Origin of the sequence: Acetobacter pomorum, assembly GCF_002738225.1 — a bacterium.
GTDB classification, from domain to species: domain Bacteria; phylum Pseudomonadota; class Alphaproteobacteria; order Acetobacterales; family Acetobacteraceae; genus Acetobacter; species Acetobacter pomorum.
The window spans coordinates 40,062-56,566 of the sequence record NZ_PEBQ01000014.1 but is presented as its reverse complement, the minus strand read 5'-3'; the positions used below and the strand labels follow the sequence as shown (position 1 = coordinate 56,566).

The window sequence follows — 16,505 nt, the reverse complement described above, 5'->3', positions numbered from 1 at the left end:
GCCTGTAACTGCCACGCCTGCGCACCGCATCAGAAAACCACTATGATACGACTTCCTGCTGTGCAGGACATTTTCTTGCTCTCATATACACATTGCAGATATGGTGGCGAGATGATGGATCGCATCCTGCCTTTCAGAAAAATTCTGGGCGGCCTGCTTTTTATGGCAGTGCTGGTAGGCTTGCATGCGCTGCTGCCGGGCAAGGCATTGGCATCTGCCCATACCATGACTGCTTGGCACACTGGGGCACACTCTGCCGAATGCCATCCTCATACAGCCATGAACATGCCTATGGCGCACCCTGCTGCACCGGCACATGCGGCACATTGTGCATTGCAAAACCATGCGCATCATCATCAGCAACAGTGTTGCCAACAGGATTGCTTTGCTTCAGGGCTTTCTGTGCTTCAGCCTTATACACATATGCCCGAAGCTGCATGGCAAACACCGGCGCACCAACTGCGCAGGACTGTTCTGTTTTTGCCAGATTACGCCGCAGCCCCCCTGCTAAGGCCACCCAAACTGCATAACGCCTGATTTTTCATACGTTTTAATCAGTCTGTCTGTGCGTTCTTACAAACGTGCAGCGTTATGCAGAATGGATATTTACCATGCATATTCCCCCTGCCTTGAAAGGGAGAAATGTGTCTCGTCGGCAGTTTATCACTGGTGGCAGCGCATTGACGGCCCTGTATGCCTTGCGGCCACCCAAACAAGCTTGTGCCTTTTCCCATACGTCCGGCATTGTTCCCCAAGATGCCAGCAACAGTTTTGACCTGACGATCGGTTGGGCGAACGTTCATATTCTGGGTAAGCCGCAACGCGTCCCCACCATGAATGGCGGCGTGCCCGGCCCTATCCTGCGCTGGCGCGAAGGCGATGACCTGAGCCTGAACATCCATAATACATTGGATGAAACAACCTCCATCCACTGGCATGGTATCCGATGCCCAGCACATATGGATGGCGTGCCGGGGCTAAGCTTTGCCGGAATTGAGCCCGGCGCACGCTTTACCTATCGCTTTCCCGTAAAACAGAGTGGCACATACTGGTATCACAGCCACTCCAACATGCAGGAAGCCATGGGGTTGTACGGGGCCATTGTGATTGACCCCAAGGAGCCAGACCCCAATAGCTATGACCGGGATTACGTCATCCTACTTTCAGATTGGTCTGATGTGGCACCCCACACCATCATCAACAAGCTGAAGTTTCAGGATGACTATTATAATTTTCGGCAACGCACAGCAGTGTCATTCTTTCATGATGCCAAGAAATCTGGTGTATGGCCGACCTTAAAAGACCGCATGCAATGGGCTGGCATGAACATGTCCGCTACAGATATTTCAGACGTAAGCGGCATTATCTACACCTATCTGATGAACGGCTGCGCCCCTGCTGCCAACTGGACCGGTATTTTTAAACCCGGTGAACGCATCAGGCTGCGGTTTATCAATGCCTCCGCCATGACCTTTTACGATATCCGTATTCCTAGCCTCCAGATGGATATCATTCAGGCGGATGGAAATAATGTTGAACCCGTGCGGGTAGATGAATTCCGCATTGGTGTGGCTGAAACGTATGATTGCATTGTGCAACCTCAAGGCAACCAAGCCTACACCATTTTTGCCCAAAGTGAGGATAGAACGGGTTATGCCCGCGGCACGCTTGCCCCCCATTCCGGCATGAGCGCACCTGTTCCCCCCATGGATGAACGGCCCGTGCGCACCATGGTGGATATGGGCATGGCCATGCATGAAGGGCACAATATGGGCGGCATGGATATGCATAACATGCCCATGCATCAGCCAGCCAAAACACATGCGCCCCCTTTGAATGTAGAAAACCAGAATCGTGCAGCCATGCCCATCAACCGGCTGGCAGACCCCGGTGATGGCTTACAGAACAACGGCCGAAAGGTTCTGACATATGCAGACCTCCGCGCCACCCATCCTGCCACAGATCAACGCCCACCATCGCGCGAGATCACGTTGCATCTTACCGGCAACATGGAGCGTTATATCTGGGGATTTGATGGCAAAAAATTCTCGGAAGCCACGCCAATCCCACTTCGTTTGGGTGAACGGGTGCGCTTTACCCTGATAAATGACACCATGATGGAACACCCCATCCATCTGCATGGTTTGTGGAGCGAGCTGGAAAACGGGAACGGCCTGTACAACCCGGTAAAACACACCATTATTGTGCAACCGGGTGGAAAGCTGAGCTATCTGGTTTCTGCCGATACACCGGGTTTATGGGCTTTTCACTGCCACCTGCTTTACCACATGGATTTAGGTATGTTCCGCACAGTGGTGGTGTCATGAAAACATGTTTGAACCGCCAATACTTTTCCCGTTTTTTGCTTTTGTGCGTATCGGCTCTGCTTATGGCATCTATGGTTACGCCGCAGACCAAAGCGGCATCCATGAACCATGCCAGTATGGAAGGCATGGATGATATGGATATGGGCGACATGGACATGCCAGCCAAACCCAAGCCTCCGTCTGGCGCATCATCTGCGCATCATGCTGCGCAAACCACCGCGCACAACAAAAGCACTCTATTAAACCCTTCTGCCTACCCTCCCTTAACGCCAAGTGCCCAGTGGCCGGCAACACCCCCACCGGTGCCAAAAGTGCATTATGTGCAGCACATTCATCCGGTTATGGACCACAACACATATTTCCATGCTCTTTTGGAACAGTTTGAAGGCCGATATACACCGGGCAACAGCCTGTTCCGCTATTCTGGCCAGGCATGGTTTGGCACGGATTACAATAAGTTCTGGATGAAATCTGAAGGTGTGCTTGATGGTCACCGCCGATTTTCAGATGGTGATCATGAGTTCTTTTATGATCGTGCCATTTCCACCTACTTTGATGTACAGGCGGGCATCCGGCTGGATGTAGATAGCGGCCCTACCCGCGCATGGGGCGCTGTAGGTGTGCAAGGGCTGGCACTTTACTTTTTTGATGTCTCTGCCACGGCGTATTTCAACAACACAGGTGTAGCTGGCAAACTGGAAGGCTCTTACGATTTTCTGATCACCAACCGCCTGATTTTACAGCCACAGGCCGAGTTGAACTTCTATTCTCATGCAGACCCTGAACGTGGTGTCAGCCGAGGTTTTTCTGACATAGATGCAGGTTTGCGCCTGCGCTATGAGTTCAAACGCCAGATTGCCCCTTATATTGCTGTTACCTATGCCGGGCATTATGGCAGCACTGCCAGCATGCCCAGAAACACCACACGCATGGCAGAAAATGGGCCAGAGGATTTACGTTTTACCTTTGGCATTCGCTCGTGGTTTTAACCTTACGATAACCCCTAAATAGAAAAAGCCCTGCCACACATTTGGTGGCAGGGCTTTTTGCTACGGCTAACGCCAGAACTGAATTAGTTCTTGGTTTTGTCAACCAGACGGGATTTTGCAATCCACGGCATCATGCCACGCAGTTTTTCACCAACGGCTTCAATCTGGTGGGCATCGTTACGAGCACGCGTTGCTTTGAAGAACACGTTGCCAGACTGGTTTTCCAGCACAAAGTTACGCACGAACGTACCGTTCTGGATGTCCGTCAGGATACCCTTCATGGCTTTTTTAGTTTCCGGCGTAATCACGCGCGGGCCAGACACGTATTCACCATATTCCGCTGTATTGGAGATGGAGTAGTTCATGTTGGCAATGCCGCCTTCGTAAATCAGATCCACGATCAGCTTCATTTCGTGCAGGCATTCAAAATATGCCATTTCTGGTGCGTAACCACCTTCAACCAGCGTTTCAAAACCAGCGCGGATCAGTTCAACCAGACCGCCGCACAAAACTGCCTGTTCACCAAACAGATCGGTTTCAACTTCTTCCTTGAAGGAGGTTTCGATCGTGCCAGCGCGGCCACCACCAATGGCAGAAGCATAGGACAGAGCGATGTCCAGAGCCTTGCCAGACTTATCCTGCGCAATAGCAACCAGACAGGGTACGCCGCCGCCACGCTGATATTCGGAACGCACGGTGTGGCCAGGACCTTTAGGTGCAATCAGGAACACATCCAGATCAGGACGTGCTTCAATCAGGCGGAAGTGGATGGACAGACCATGCGCAAATGCCAGAGCGGCACCCTGCTTCAGGTTCTTTTCCAGAGATTCTTTGTACAGTGCGCCCTGGCCTTCATCTGGCGTCAGCACCATAACAACATCTGCCCATGCGGCAGCTTTGTCCGGGGTCATCACGGTAAAGCCCGCAGCTTTGGCTTTTTCAACTGCTGAGGAGCTTTCGCGCAGGCCGATCACGACCTCTTTCACGCCGCTGTCCTTCAGGTTATTAGCGTGGGCATGGCCCTGGCTGCCGTAACCAATAATGGCAACCTTTTTGGATTTAATCAGATTCACATCGGCGTCACGGTCGTAATACACGCGCATTGCCATGGTTTTTGCTCCTTTTAGCAAGCCGGAATAGCCTTTCCGGCTTTATCTGTTACTTCAGATGCTCTGAATGGTCTGCGGTCCGCGGCAAATGGAGGCCACGCCTGTGCGCGAAACCTCAGCCAGCCCAAGCGGACGCATCAGCTCGATAAAACTGTCCAGCTTTTCGGTAGAGCCAGTCAGTTCAAACACAAAAGAACTTGCCGTGGTGTCCACCGCCCGTGCACGAAATGCCTGTGCAATTCGCAGAGCTTCTGTACGTGGCTCGCCAGAGGAAACCACTTTCACCAACGCCATTTCCCGCGCCACATACGGGCCTTCTGCCGTAAGATCTACCACGCGAGATACAGGCACCACACGCGCAATTTGCGCACGAATCTGGCGGATGGCGGAGGGTGTGCCGGTTGTCACCACATTTACGCGGGAAGTGGCCTGGTTTTCATCAACCGGGGCCACTGTCAGGCTTTGGATGTTGTATCCACGGCCAGAAAACAGCTCAACAATACGGGCCAGTGCGCCGCTTTCATTATCCACCAAGAGAGAGATAACGGCAGAACCGGAAATTTCCTGCTGCATTGTCAGTTTATCCTGAAATCAGACTGGGAGAAGAAACTAGGTGAGAAAGAAAACCCAACCAGTCTCAGACCAGCATCTGCCCTTCCTTGGTAATTTTGGCGCCACTTTCTGCCTGCTCTGGCCCCAAAATCATTTCATTATGGGCAGCACCCGATGGAATCATGGGGAAGCAGTTTTCACCTTCCGCCACGCAGATATCCACAATCACAGGGCCATCATGTGCAAGTGCTTTCCGGATAGTGTCATCCAGTTGGCTTAGCTGCGTTACGCGCATGCCTGTAGCATGGAAGCTTTCTGCCAACTTTACAAAATCTGGCAGAGCATCACTGTAACTTTCAGAATAGCGCGAGCCATGTAGCAGTTCCTGCCACTGGCGCACCATGCCCATATAGTGGTTGTTGATAATGAAGATTTTTACCGGCAGGCGATACTGCGCAATGGTGCCCAGTTCCTGAATATTCATCAAGGTAGAAGCCTCACCGGCAATATCCATCACCAATGCATCTGGGTGGGCAATCTGTGCACCAACAGCGGCTGGCAAGCCATAACCCATGGTGCCAAGGCCACCAGATGTCAGCCAACGGTTGGGATGATCAAACCGGAAGAACTGCGCAGCCCACATCTGATGCTGCCCAACTTCGGTTGAAACATATGTATCCCGCCCGGTTTCACGCGCCAGTTCATAAATACGGCGGATAGCCTGCTGGGGCTTGATAACCGCATCTGGCGCCTGATCCTGCGTAAAGCGCAAGCAATCCAGCGCGCGCCATGCATCAATCTGGTGCCACCACGCAGCCAGTTCCTTCTGATGGTTATAGGCGGGTTCTTTTTCCCATTCCTCAATCATCATGGCGATAGTTTCACCCACATCACCAATAATGGCTTCATCTACGTGGATGATCTTGTTGATCTGTGCCGGATCAATATCCGCGTGAATTTTGAAGGATGTGGGAGAAAACGCATCCACACGCCCGGTTACACGGTCATCAAACCGGCTGCCCAGCGCAATCAGCACATCGCAATCATGCGTGGCCAAATTGGCTTCATAGGTGCCGTGCATCCCCAACATACCCAGAAATTGGGAATCCGTGCCCGGATAAGCGCCAAGCCCCATCAGCGTAGACGTGATGGGAAAGCCCGTCATCTTCACCAATTTGCGCAGGGCTTCACTGGCCTGCGGGCCGGAATTGATGATGCCACCACCCGTATAAAACAGCGGGCGCTTGGCATTTTTCATAGCCTTTACGGCGCGCGCCACAGTATCTCTGTCCGGCTTGGTCTGGGTTCTTTCCGTACGGGGGGTAATGTCCTTGGCGCCTACATAAGGCGCATCTCCTACCGTGATGTTCTTGGGCAGATCAATCAGCACTGGGCCGGGGCGGCCTGAACGTGCAATGGCAAAAGCCTCATGCACTGTTGGGGCCAGATCTTCAGGCTTGCGCACCAAGTAATTGTATTTGGTGACGGGCCGCGTAATACCGGTGGTATCTGCTTCCTGAAACGCATCATTGCCAATCAGGCTTGTTGGCACCTGCCCGGAAAGGCACACCAGCGGGATGGAATCCATCATGGCGTCCAACAGGCCAGTTACGGCATTTGTAGCGCCCGGACCACTGGTAACCAACACAACCCCCACCTTGCCGGTAGAGCGTGCATATGCCTCTGCTGCATGAACAGCCGCCTGCTCATGCCTTACCAACACGTGCCGAATCTGCTTTTGCTTAAACAGAGCATCATAAATAGGCAGGACCGCCCCACCCGGATACCCGAAAATAACTTCCACTCCTTCTTCGGCCAACGCGCGCATAAGGACTTCCGCACCAGAAAGAGCTGGTGTGTTCCGTGCGTCTGATGGTGCCGAAGCAGTTTTGAGTGTCATGTCATCCTCTCTTCCCGGAAATGGGACAGGCGGCATCTTTAGGCCCCGAATCAGGAGGCGTCAATCCCGGAAAGAACGAAAGATACAATTTCTTCGTATTTTCTTTCCGAAAATTGCGCAAAATCAGAAAAAGATGCATCAACTGTGCATTCCAAACCATTTTTTGCCAGATTGTGGTGCGCAAACCACGTTGCCTGCCGCTTTGTGTAACGGCCCGTGGCCTGCACGGCCCGCTGTGCGGCTTCCTGCTCTGTTATTTCTCCACGCAACATGGCGGAAAGCTCTGGCACACCATGCGCCCGCATGGCTGGCAGGCTAGTATCCAGTTTTCGGGCAAGTAGGGCCCGCACTTCCGCCACAGCGCCATTGCGCAGCATGTTCTCAAACCTTGTGGCAATACGCGCCCGCAGCTCTGCGCGCTCCGGGTTCAAACGCACAGCCACAAACCGGCAGGCTGCAGGCGGTAAGCCGGGTTGTTTGTGCCACCATGTCAGACCATGCCCCGTGCCACGCCAGACCTCCCACGCGCGTGAGACACGCTGGGAATCCACTGGCCTCAGGCGGCTGGCTGTTTCAGGGTCCACCTCCATCAAGCGTGCATGCAAAGCAGGTGCGCCATATTGCGCAACACTCTGGCGGGCCTCCTGCCGTGCTTCTTCTCCGCTATCGGGAATAATGGCCAGGCCATTTGTTAAGGCGTGCAGGTACATACCTGTGCCCCCACACAAAATTGGCAGGCGGTTTTGTGCCCAAGCCCGGCACATGCAAGCCAAAGCCTGCTCGCGCCACCAGGCCACACTGCCTTTTTCCTCTGCCGGCAGCACACCGTATAATCTATGCTGTGCCAGCCGCTCATCTTGCGCATTGGGGCGTGCCGTTAGAACATGAAGGTCCTTATAAACCTGCATGGAATCGGCATTAATAATCTCACCGTTCAATCTGCACGCCAGCGCCAGCGCCAGCGCGGATTTACCGGAACATGTTGGCCCAGCCACTATAAGTGCTGGTGGTAGTCTGGCGGACGTATCCGCAAGTCTGCCCATATGGTGTTCTGCTTGCCTCATGCCTGCATTCCTGCCACACACCCCTTTGCCATGACGAGCCTTGTTCTGACCCTTGTTGCCCAACGTGAGGCAACCACCCTTGATACCGCCACCATTGCACTGGTGCGCGACATTCTGGCCACCACTGCAGAAGCCACCGTGCTTTCTGCTGGGGAGGCAGTTGATCTCCCCTGTACGGAAAGTGCCGCCAGCAAGCTGCCAACCGTGCGGGAAGCGCTGAATACCCTACCCATAGATATGGTGTTGACCCATACCGCCACACGCCGCAAAAAGCTGCTGGTTTCCGACATGGACAGCACCATTGTTGCCAATGAAACATTGGATGATGTAGCGGCCCATGCTGGCATTGGTGAAAAAGTAGCGGCCATTACGGCACGTTCCATGAATGGTGAGCTGGATTTTGCGGCATCCCTGCGCGAACGTGTCGCCCTATTGAAAGGACTTCCTGCCTCTTTGCTGGAAAAAGCATGGAAGGATGTCAAACTCAATTCCGGTGCGCGTGAACTTGTACAAACTATGCATGCACATGGCGCTTATACAGCGTTGGTTTCTGGCGGTTTTACCTTTTTTACCTCCAAGGTTGCAGCTTTATGCGGGTTTGATGAAAACCATGCCAACACCTTACTTTTTAATACAGAAGACTGTCTGACAGGGGCAACCGGGCAACCCGTTCTGGGCCCAGATGCAAAACTGCATCTGCTGGAAAAGCTGACAACCACCCATCATCTGCCCACAGAGGCCACATTGGCTATTGGCGATGGTGCGAATGACCTGCCCATGCTGCGCAAGGCCGGGCTTGGTATGGCTTTTTATGCCAAGCCGGTTGTGCGTAAGGAAATTGCTGCCCAGATCAATCATACCTCCCTTCGCACAGTTTTGTTTGCGCAGGGGTATCCTGCTTCTGCATTTATCAGGAACTAACAAATATCTGGCACGACGGCTTAAGGATTAAAGAGAAAGATTATGCAGTTTGATCCGCGTGATATTTCAACTTACCCCATCGTCCGTACAATCTGTGTGATTGTTGGGTGTGGGTTGGTCGCTTACTGCTTTGTCTTTTATCTCAACTTACCACCAGATACACCAGAGCACGTCATGCGCCATGTGGCGGCCCTTATTGTGGGCACGCTTATTCTGCTTGGGTCTATCTGGATCTAAATTTGCACGGCACAAATGGATTGATCAAAAACCAAGCCGTTTGTGCAGTTCTGCAAGAATATAGGGTGTGTCATCCAGTGTCTGGGCCAGCCACGGAGCCGGAAGGCGCGTTTCTGCATCTTCCAGCACATGCACACGTCCTGCCAGTTCAAGCTCTTCCACAAAATCACTGATCCGGCGAGAACGCCCCGGTAGCGGATAAATTGTTACTGGAGCGCACCCTGCCACCGCCTCTGATATCATTGAGACACTATCAATTGTGACAATCAGATTATCTGCGCAGGCAATCAGCCCTTCATAGGGGTTTTCCCCTTCCCCGTTCCAGACATGGCCGCCCGCACCTTCTACTATAGCTGTCAGCACTTTCATGGCCGCAGCACTTGTACGGCGCGAAGGTGTGACAATCAAACTACCACCTTCTGCCTTAAGGGTTTCTACCAGAACCTGCGCAAGGCGACGTGCTTCTGCCTCACCAAAATGGAAGCGCCCGTTAGATCCACCAACAAGGGCCGCAATAAGTGGACGTGGCAGTTTTGCAAACTGTGGCTGCCAGAACTCCCGCGCCTGTTGCAGCGCTTCTGGCGTAAGACCATGCAGTGCCGTACGGCCCAGCAAAACATTAGGGCCAGCAATATCATCATGCCGGCAGGCAACAATCAGATCAAAACGAGACAGATTTTTGCGCGGGTTCTGAATTTGCACCACGGGCCGCTTTGAACTGCGCAAACCAGCCCCAATTTCCCCACCTTTTCCACCAACACTCACCACTACGGAGGATTGTGCAAAGGCGGGGTTTTCTTCCAACCCCATGCCATCGTTTCCACGCAGGAAGGATTTGCCAATCCAGCGTGGACCGCGCAGCATCACACGTGCAAATTTGCTTGGGCATACAGGATGAAACGTGCCATTCCAGCCTGCGCGCATAACAAGCCCCATGGCCTGCGAGCGCATACCTGCAAAATCCTCCCCCACCGCAAAAGCTGCAAGACCCGCCTGCTGCCCGCAAAGCGGCGTATTTGAACCATTCTGGGTTCCGGCGTAATCTGCAAGCGCCATGATGCGTTTTTCCTCTGCTACGCAAGGGAGAGTACTAAAGATGTTACTGTGTCTTTCCCTCCTTGCCGCTGGAACAGAAAGCGTGCAAGGCGTGTTTGCGCATTCCAGATAAGGAGAAAGGCAACACGATGTCCGGTAATTTCCATGATCTGGGCCTGGATCCAGCATTATGCGCATATGCGCAGCAGGCGGGCATGGCTGCCCCTACTCCAGTGCAACAAGCTGCCATTCCCGCCATTCTGGATGGGAAGGATGTTTTGGTACGTGCTCCTACAGGCACAGGCAAGACAGCAGCCTATGCCCTGCCGCTAAGCCAGAAGATTTTGAAAGCCCGCAAGCCACGTTTTGTGCTTGTGCTGGTTCCCACACGTGAACTGGTTTTGCAGGTAGAAAAAGTTTTTCGCGCCTGTTTGGGAGAAACCAAAAAGAACCAGAAGCAGCCGGCCATTACACTCGTTCCGCTTTATGGTGGATCTGATCGTGCAGAACAGGAAGACTTTCTTGCCCAAGCAACCGGCCGACGTATTCTGATTGCAACACCCGGCCGCCTACTGGATTTTGTTTCCAACCGGATATGTGATCTTTCTGAATGCGGATATCTGGTGCTGGATGAGGGAGACCGTCTGTTCTCTCCTGAATTTCAGGAAGATACAGAAACACTTCTCTCTTATCTGCCTGCCATGCGGCAAACGCTGGTGTTTTCTGCTACGCAGCCTGAAAGCCTGAAAACCACGCTTTTAAGCCTGCTGCACAAGCCAGTTGAAATCTGTATTGAACAAGCCCCTCAAAAACGCGGCCCTATCCGCCAGGCAGCCCTATTTTTGGACCCTTCGCAGAAACCAGCCTTTATCAGGGAATTTTTTAGCCGTGCGCCTAAAATGCGCAGCATTGTTTTTACACGTACCAAAGCCGAAGCAGACCAAGTCGCAGCCATGCTTAAAAAAGCACGTCTTGCAGCAGCACCGCTGCATGGAGACCTGACACAAGACAAACGCACCAGCACTGTTGCCAGTTTTGAATCGGGGCGCCTGTTTATTCTGGTAGCCACAGATGTTGCGGCCCGTGGATTGGATGTACCTTCCGTCAAACAGGTTATCAACTACGATGTGCCAGACCAGCCAGAAACCTATCTGCACCGCATCGGGCGCACAGGGCGCGGCGGAGAAAAAGGGTCTGCCCTGACATTATGCACAATGGATGACCGCAAAAGCCTGCGCCAGATTGAAGTTGGCGCACAGGTAAAACTACGGATTATCAGCCCCGAACAGGCGCTTCCTGCGGTTAAGATGCCTCAACCTTCTGCACGCCGTTCAAAATCTGCGCGGCCATAAGCTGCCATGCCTGCTCTGCTTCCTGCCTGCTTTGTGCATTTGGCGTAATGGCAGGCCGGTTTTTTATAAACTGCTTCAGAACGTCTGCAAGGCTTTGCGCATCAGGCTTGCAAAACAGCACATTGGGTTCTTCCGCAAACTGTTCTGCCAAACCGCTGATATCTGTTGAAATCACCCAGCGACCAGCAGCAAGGGCCGCAGCCCCAACACCGCTTTGTGTTGCCTCTCTATAAGGCAGCACAAGCGCATCTGCCCATGCAATAAGGTGGCGCACCTGAACTTCTGGCACCCATCTGTTATCAATCTGCACATTGGGTAAAGCAGCAAGCTGATCCAGTTCATGGCTATGTGGGCCGTAACCAGCTATGCGGCAGATATACTGTGCTTTTCCTTCCATATCCGTAAGAGCTTGCGCAAGAAGATCCAACCCTTTGTAGGAAAGCAATCTCCCAAAAAAAAGCAGCCTGACAGGCCCTTTATGCGCAAAAGGGATGGCTTGCGCCTTTAAAGGTGCGGCAAACGCAAACGGGGGATGGAAAGCCACCAGTGCATGCCGCCCACGCATGCACCATTGCTGTTCAAGCTGGGCAGCCACATGCTGGCTGAGTGTAACCGGAACATCTGCCAGCCAGATAAGCAGGCGTTGCAAAAATATCTGACCAATAAAACCATCTCCAGGGTGGGCTGCCGCATCATGCACCAAAACCACCACTGGCACGCCCGCCTTATGCAGGGCCATAGCCATAACCAGATCAAGCGGCCCCGGCATGGCACATATCGCCACATCTGGCCGAACAATACGCAACATGCCACTAAGCGCGCGCAAAAGATGCGGAACCTGCAACACGCGCATGAAAAAGCTGGAAAGATTTTTATATGTACGCACAGGCACATCATTATGCAGCTTTGGTTCTGCCTGGAGCACCTCCGCCCCTGTGGAAAGAGAAAGAATGGCAGACGTATGCGGCAGCGTGTTCAGGGCTTTGGCAAGTTCCACAGCAATGCGTGGGCCTGCGCCTTTACGCCCCCACTGCCAAACAAATACCCGCATGCCATTCAAGCCACTTTATCCTCATCTATGTCTGCAACGCCGCTACGGCATTCAGTAAAGGCTCTGGCCCAAAAGCCCGCAATGCGGCCCTTTTTGCAGCCTGCCCAAGTTGGCGGCGCTTATCGGCATTATCTGCAAGTGTTTGCAATGCCTTTACTGCACACCCAATATCCGCTTCCGCCCACATGGCGTGGGGTACTTGATACACGCCCCGTTTATCGGCCGCTGTTACAAGTTTGTAAGAAATTGGCCAACCACAATCTGATGTTAAAAATTCTGCTGTGGCGGACCAGTCTGTGGCAATCACCGGGCGTTCCAGCAGCATGGCTTCGGCTGGTACCAGCCCAAACCCTTCGCTTCGATGCAGGGAAAGCACAATATCTGCCTGCCGTGTCATGGCATAAACATCTGGCATTGGCAGCATACGGTTTTCAAAACAAATATTGGCTGCCCCTGCGGCCGCATCCTTTAGACGTTGCATATCTGCTGCATAATGGGCCGAACCAGATATTTTCATAACAAGCAGACGGTCTCTTCTCTCCCCAAAAGCCTGCCGAAATGCAGCTATGGCGGCCAATGGATTTTTACGCTCAAAACTGGAGGCAAGACTAAAGGAAACCAGAACCACCACAGCATCATCGGGCCATCCAAAAGCCTGTCGGTCCAAAGCAGATGGCTGAGGCGGCACACATGCCAGCGGATAAGGCACAACCTTTACCCGACCGGGCATAAGAGGCGCCAACGCACAGGCGCTAAAGTGGGAGGGTGTCCAGATTTCGTGCACACATGGCACGCCTGCATGCCATTCGGGAGAGATGACAGGCAATTCCCACACCCAATACCCAACAATGCGCCGCCCCTGCACATGTTTACGGCCAAGGCGCAAAAGTGCTGCTGGCGTTTGTGGTGCATTGACGTGCAACACCAAGGCCGCTCTGGGATCTGCAAAAACAGAATCCAGCCCCGCTTTTACCTGCGCTTGCAAAAGCCCTGCTTCCACGCCTTCTGCGTTTATCCCCTGGGAAAGCAGACCACGCAGGAGCAATCTGGCCCCTTCACCCAAGCCGGACCCCCGGCCCAGCTCCCCACCGATAATCACGTTTTCATCAGCAACGGGCACTGGATAGGTAGCTTTTGGTGCCAATAAAGCTGTGCCCCTAGCCAGCAAACGCCGCCTTTGTGCAACAGGAAACTGGCGCCACAGGTGATGAAGAGGATGGAGAGAAGATGCCACTCGTGCTGCCCGTCACCTGAAAAGAAGAAGGAAATTAAGACAAAGCAGGGATTGCAGGCATACACAACCCGCCGCATACTTTTGCGCCATGCGGTGCTGCTCCTTTTTTTATTTTCCCTTACACACCGAAATGCCCTTTCCAGCCGAATGTCTGGAGAGGCACTTATGAGCTGCGCATCTAAAAGACACATCCGTTCAGAGAGCGCATTTCGCTTTCGGGCTGTTTCTGCCTTATTGCCCCCTTCGCCGCCACCTCTACCTGTGGTGCGTATTGAATACCCACCACCAGATATCAGCCCATGGATTACCGGAAACTGTGGCATTGAAGGTGTGCATCACTTTGAAAGCCGCCGCCCCGGCCCCCATGTGGCTGTTACAGCCCTTATGCATGGCAATGAATATGCTGGAGCCTATGCTCTGCAACAGCTGCTTATGCAGCCATTGCGCCCGTTACACGGGCGATTAAGCCTGATTTTTCTTAATTTGGCCGCTTATAAAACATTCAATCCCGCGCGCCCAACACTCTCTCGCTTTATAGATGAAGATATGAACAGATTATGGCAGCCGGAGTTAATTGCTTCCACCCATACATCTGTGGAAATGCAACGCGTGCGTGAAGTGCTGCCTGTTCTGGAAACGGTGGATATTCTTTTAGATATCCATACCATGCTGTGGCCCGCGCAGCCCCTTTTCCTATGCAGCATGGCAGAAAACAGCCGCGATCTTGCCTGCTGTGTGGCCAGTGCGCAGTCTCATCCCCCTGCCGTTATTCAGGACAATGGGCATCAGGATGGATTAAGGCTTATTGATTACACGCGCTTCAACATGCCGCATGCCTATACACGTGCCTGCCTGTTGGAAGCCGGGCAACATTGGCAAAAAAATGCCGCACAACAAGCCTTGCTCAGCACCCGGCTGTTTTTGGCACAAACGGGCACCCTGCCTGCCCCAGCAATGCATCCACTGCCATCAGAAACGGTAAGGCAGGCCATTGTTACAGATTGCGTGCGTGCTCTAACATCCCGCTTTGTTTTTGTTCAGCCGTTTGCAAGTGGCTGCGTTATTCGCAAAGCTGGCACAGTGATTGCTTTTGATGGGCAGGATGAAATTCGCACACCCTATAATAACTGTATTCTGGTAATGCCCAATTTACGCCCCCGCCGTGGGCACACAGCCGTAAGGCTTGCAAAGCGCCTAAACAGCAAAACGGGCACGCAAGCCTAAGCCTACATGCCCGTTATGGCCGCCCAAAAGGCTTAAATATTACGCGCGGCTATAGATAGGGAACTTGGCGCACAGAGCCTTAACGCGTTCATGCACAGCGTTTTCGACTTCCTTGTTCCCTTCCCCGCCAGAAGCGGCCAGAGCTGTCAGCACTTCGTCAATCATTTCACCAATCTGGCGGAATTCTTCTTCACGGAAGCCACGTGCCGTTGCCGCCGGGCTGCCCAGACGTACGCCAGATGTAATGGCGGGCTTTTCCGGGTCAAACGGAATGGCGTTTTTGTTGGCCGTAATGCCTGCACGTTCCAGAGCCTGTTCTGCAGCTTTGCCGGTTACCTTTTTGGGGCGCAGATCAACCAGAATCAGATGTGAATCCGTGCCTTTGGTAACAATATCAAACCCACGCTCCACCAGCACTTCGGCCAGCACGGCTGCGTTTTTCTGCACAGCTTTCTGGTATTCCTTAAATTCCGGACGGAGAGCTTCACCAAATGCCACGGCCTTACCGGCAATAACATGCATCAGCGGGCCACCCTGCAAACCAGGGAACACAGCGGAGTTGATCTTCTTGGCCAATGCTTCGTCATTGGTCAGAATCAGGCCGCCACGTGGGCCACGCAGGGTTTTATGCGTGGTGGAAGTAACAATATGTGCGTGTTCTAGCGGGTTGGGATACAGACCAGCCGCCACCAGACCAGCAAAATGCGCCATATCCACCATCAGGAAGGCACCAACTTCATCCGCAATACGGCGGAAGCGGGCAAAATCAATGATACGCGGATAAGCAGAGCCGCCAGCCACAATAATGGAAGGCTTATGCTCACGTGCCAGCCGTTCCATTTCCTCATAGTCCAGCATGCCGTCCTGCTGACGCACGCCGTACTGTACGGAATTAAACCATTTGCCGGAATAGTTGGGGGCTGCGCCATGGGTAAGATGGCCACCTGCAGCCAGGCTCATGCCCAGTACGGTATCACCCGGCTTGCCCATAGCCATAAAAGCGGCCTGATTGGCGTTGGCGCCAGAATGCGGCTGCACGTTGGCAAATGCGGCACCAAACAGGGTTTTCACGCGGTCGATGGCAAGGGTTTCAACCTTGTCCACTTCCACACAGCCACCATAATAGCGGCGGCCGGGGTAACCTTCTGCGTATTTGTTGGTTAGCACGCTGCCCTGAGCCTGAAGCACGGCTTCAGACGCCATGTTCTCACTGGCTATCAGTTCAATGCCTTCCTGCTGACGCTTCAGCTCGCCTTCAATGGCGGCTGCAACATCCGGATCAGTCTGGGCTAGAGACGCATGGAAAAAGCGATCCAGATCCGTGTGGCTCATTCAGGTGTTCCCTCAAAATCAGACAATATGTTCACCAGCATATTTGCCGGGCGGCTGGCAGAGTTAGTTCGTTACGTTAGAAACACATCTTGCCAGGACGTGCTGCTGGCCTGTTTATAGAAAAAAAGACCGTTGGAGGCTTCTTACCGCTTTCCGTGCGGCCCGGACAGGAGAAAAA

General features: G+C 53.2%; 15 protein-coding genes. 7 read left to right on the top strand and 8 right to left on the bottom strand.

Annotation, left to right across the window (positions count from 1 at the left end):
- Window positions 1-111: 111 nt before the first annotated feature.
- From CSR02_RS16455 to CSR02_RS01690, 3 genes are read left to right on the top strand one after another with little or no spacing between them, the layout of a single operon-like run.
- Entirely contained in the window at window positions 112-537 is a 426-nt protein-coding gene (locus CSR02_RS16455) for a hypothetical protein (protein WP_167384070.1), read from the top strand.
- Between the two features lie 44 nt (window positions 538-581).
- Window positions 582-2,327, top strand: a complete 1,746-nt coding sequence (locus CSR02_RS01695; RefSeq protein ID WP_099540350.1) for a copper resistance system multicopper oxidase — start codon at window positions 582-584, stop codon at window positions 2,325-2,327.
- A complete protein-coding gene (locus CSR02_RS01690) occupies window positions 2,324-3,316 on the top strand; it encodes a copper resistance protein B (RefSeq protein ID WP_099540349.1) in 993 nt (330 codons plus the stop codon). The genes CSR02_RS01695 and CSR02_RS01690 overlap by 4 nt, the downstream gene beginning before the upstream one ends.
- A gap of 83 nt (window positions 3,317-3,399) precedes the next feature.
- Here CSR02_RS01690 and ilvC read toward each other — a convergent pair whose 3' ends face one another.
- The 4 genes from ilvC to miaA form a co-directional block, all read right to left on the bottom strand.
- Window positions 3,400-4,419 (bottom strand): ketol-acid reductoisomerase, encoded by a 1,020-nt coding sequence (ilvC, locus tag CSR02_RS01685; RefSeq protein ID WP_026019367.1) that lies wholly within the window; start codon window positions 4,417-4,419, stop codon window positions 3,400-3,402.
- Window positions 4,420-4,479: 60 nt separating this feature from the next.
- A complete protein-coding gene (ilvN, locus tag CSR02_RS01680) occupies window positions 4,480-4,998 on the bottom strand; it encodes an acetolactate synthase small subunit (protein WP_042787766.1) in 519 nt (172 codons plus the stop codon).
- A 64-nt stretch (window positions 4,999-5,062) separates the two neighbouring features.
- Window positions 5,063-6,913 carry a biosynthetic-type acetolactate synthase large subunit gene (ilvB, locus tag CSR02_RS01675; RefSeq protein ID WP_183172603.1) on the bottom strand — a complete coding sequence of 617 codons (1,851 nt, stop codon included), beginning with the start codon at window positions 6,911-6,913 and terminating at the stop codon, window positions 5,063-5,065.
- Between the two features lie 14 nt (window positions 6,914-6,927).
- Entirely contained in the window at window positions 6,928-7,920 is a 993-nt protein-coding gene (miaA, locus tag CSR02_RS01670) for a tRNA (adenosine(37)-N6)-dimethylallyltransferase MiaA (protein ID WP_183172612.1), read from the bottom strand.
- Window positions 7,921-7,971: 51 nt separating this feature from the next.
- On the opposite strand from miaA, the gene serB reads away from it, so the two are divergent.
- Together serB and CSR02_RS01660 are read left to right on the top strand one after the other, a co-directional pair.
- Window positions 7,972-8,862 carry a phosphoserine phosphatase SerB gene (gene serB / locus CSR02_RS01665; protein WP_042787874.1) on the top strand — a complete coding sequence of 297 codons (891 nt, stop codon included), beginning with the start codon at window positions 7,972-7,974 and terminating at the stop codon, window positions 8,860-8,862.
- Window positions 8,863-8,904: 42 nt separating this feature from the next.
- Window positions 8,905-9,099, top strand: a complete 195-nt coding sequence (locus CSR02_RS01660; RefSeq protein ID WP_003623125.1) for a hypothetical protein — start codon at window positions 8,905-8,907, stop codon at window positions 9,097-9,099.
- Window positions 9,100-9,123: 24 nt separating this feature from the next.
- Here the strand turns inward: CSR02_RS01660 and CSR02_RS01655 are convergent, their stop codons facing one another.
- Window positions 9,124-10,155 carry a mitochondrial fission ELM1 family protein gene (locus CSR02_RS01655; protein ID WP_099540346.1) on the bottom strand — a complete coding sequence of 344 codons (1,032 nt, stop codon included), beginning with the start codon at window positions 10,153-10,155 and terminating at the stop codon, window positions 9,124-9,126.
- Window positions 10,156-10,283: 128 nt separating this feature from the next.
- Here CSR02_RS01655 and CSR02_RS01650 point away from each other — a divergent pair, with 128 nt between their 5' ends.
- Window positions 10,284-11,486 (top strand): DEAD/DEAH box helicase, encoded by a 1,203-nt coding sequence (locus tag CSR02_RS01650; protein WP_099540385.1) that lies wholly within the window; start codon window positions 10,284-10,286, stop codon window positions 11,484-11,486.
- Here CSR02_RS01650 and CSR02_RS01645 read toward each other — a convergent pair.
- Window positions 11,437-12,546: a glycosyltransferase family 4 protein gene (locus tag CSR02_RS01645; RefSeq protein WP_099540345.1), complete on the bottom strand. Its 1,110-nt coding sequence runs from the start codon at window positions 12,544-12,546 to the stop codon at window positions 11,437-11,439. The two genes, CSR02_RS01650 and CSR02_RS01645, sit on opposite strands and share 50 nt — an antisense overlap.
- A gap of 16 nt (window positions 12,547-12,562) precedes the next feature.
- The gene (locus tag CSR02_RS01640; protein WP_099540344.1) at window positions 12,563-13,771 is read right to left on the bottom strand and encodes a glycosyltransferase family 4 protein; all 1,209 of its coding nucleotides are present in this window, start codon (window positions 13,769-13,771) and stop codon (window positions 12,563-12,565) included.
- Between the two features lie 165 nt (window positions 13,772-13,936).
- Between CSR02_RS01640 and CSR02_RS01635 the strand changes: the two genes are divergently transcribed.
- Complete coding sequence (locus tag CSR02_RS01635) at window positions 13,937-14,995, top strand: M14 family metallopeptidase (protein WP_244176717.1); 1,059 nt, start codon at window positions 13,937-13,939, stop codon at window positions 14,993-14,995.
- A gap of 39 nt (window positions 14,996-15,034) precedes the next feature.
- On the opposite strand, the gene glyA is transcribed toward CSR02_RS01635, so the two are convergent.
- Window positions 15,035-16,327 (bottom strand): serine hydroxymethyltransferase, encoded by a 1,293-nt coding sequence (gene glyA / locus CSR02_RS01630; RefSeq protein WP_099540343.1) that lies wholly within the window; start codon window positions 16,325-16,327, stop codon window positions 15,035-15,037.
- Window positions 16,328-16,505 lie beyond the last annotated feature (178 nt).